At 67.2% G+C, this 1,516-nt stretch carries 3 protein-coding genes; 2 read left to right on the forward strand and 1 reads right to left on the reverse strand.

What is annotated here, in order from left to right; translation table 11 throughout:
* The coding region (locus tag AB0J52_RS40070) for an MFS transporter (RefSeq protein WP_500188407.1) at positions 1-641 on the forward strand (641 nt) is incomplete at its 5' end.
* A 30-nt stretch (positions 642-671) separates the two neighbouring features.
* Entirely contained in the window at positions 672-911 is a 240-nt protein-coding gene (locus AB0J52_RS40075; protein WP_500188408.1) for a hypothetical protein, read from the forward strand.
* A gap of 16 nt (positions 912-927) precedes the next feature.
* Here AB0J52_RS40075 and AB0J52_RS40080 read toward each other — a convergent pair whose 3' ends face one another.
* Positions 928-1,308, reverse strand: a complete 381-nt coding sequence (locus tag AB0J52_RS40080) for a VOC family protein (protein WP_500188411.1) — start codon at positions 1,306-1,308, stop codon at positions 928-930.
* Positions 1,309-1,516: the final 208 nt, after the last annotated feature.

Raw genomic sequence — 1,516 nt, forward strand, 5'->3', positions numbered from 1 at the left:
TTCTACCGCCGCTGCCCGCCGAGCAGGCCACGCGCCTGACCGTGCTCCGCTCCGCGCTGCGCGTCCGGAACACCTGGCGGGCCCTCGCGCTCACCGTCCTGATCGTCCTGGCCCATTTCGGGGCCTACACGTATGTGACTCCGTTCCTGGAGCAGGTCACGCACGTCTCGCCCACCGCGTTCCTCCTGCTCTACGGCGTCGCGGGCCTCGCCGGCAACTTCCTCGGGGGCCTGATGGTCGCGCGCCGCCCGGCCCTGACGTCCGCCATCGCCGCCGGCCTGATCGCGCTCGCGACCCTCACCCTTCCGGCGGTCGGACCCAGCCCTGCCGCCACGGCCGTCCTCCTCGCGCTCTGGGGAGTCGGCTACGGAGCCATCCCAGTCTGCTCCCAGGCATGGTTCTCCGCCGCGACGCCCGGAACCCCCGAGGCCGCGTCCGTCCTGTTCACCTCGTCCTTCCAGGCGACCCTCTCCAGCGGAGCCCTCGCGGGCGGCCTGGTGGTCGACCGGACGTCCCCGTCCACGGTCATGCTCTTCGGCGGCACCACCGCGGCCCTGATGCTCCTGGTTCTCCTCACGACTCGCGGACGGCGGTCCCCTTCCAAATCCGATTGCCGCCACCCCGACCGCCCCGCATCATGAGGGAGGACTGATCGCCCTAGGTTGGAAGTCATGGATGAAGAAGACAAACCCATCGCTGTCGGCGAGGCGTTAACGGGCCTGAAAGTGGTCCCCCTCCCCAAGGGCTGGACCGGTCTGGAGGCGATCGTCCTAGTGAAATGCCTCGACGAGGAAGGCCGCCCGTCCTGGTCCTTCCGCGTCACCGACGGTCTGAACGAAGAGGAGCTCCTCGGCGCCCTCATCGTCCGCAACGACATGCTCCGCCGGGACCTCCTCGACTCCTACGACTGACCCGTCCTCCGAAATCTCAGAGGTAGACGCTGACCTCGATGAGGTTCTGATCGGGGTCCCGAACGTAGACGCTTCGGATCGGCCCGGTGGCGCCCGTGCGATCGACCGGTCCCTCTTCGATCTCGATGCCGTGCGCCGCGAAATCCGCGATGACCTGGTCGAGAGAATCGCCGGCGATGAAGCACAGGTCGGCGCTACCGGGCGTCGGACGGTGCGCCTTGGGCTCGAACTCACGCCCCGCCTGATGCAGGTTGATCTTGCTGGCGCCGAAGGTGAGAGCGGTACGCCCCGCCCCGAAGGTCACGGCCTCCATGCCGAGAACGCGAGTGTAGAAGTCCACGGTGACGTCGATGTCGGCTACGGTCAGCACGAGATGGTCAAGCCGGTCGATACGCATGCCCAAACCCTAAGCCGCCGCACGTCGAAACAGCGTCCCGCCCCTGCACAGACGACCCTATAAACGCGAAAGGCCCCGCCACGAGAGTGGCGGGGCTATTCGTCCCACGAATGACCCATGCAAATAGAAGTAGGGCCCGCCACATTGTGGCGGGCCCTACCCAATATAAGTCCGGCGGCGTCCTACTCTCCCACACAGTCTCCCATGC

The organism is Spirillospora sp. NPDC049652, assembly GCF_040675125.1.
Lineage (GTDB): Bacteria > Actinomycetota > Actinomycetes > Streptosporangiales > Streptosporangiaceae > Spirillospora.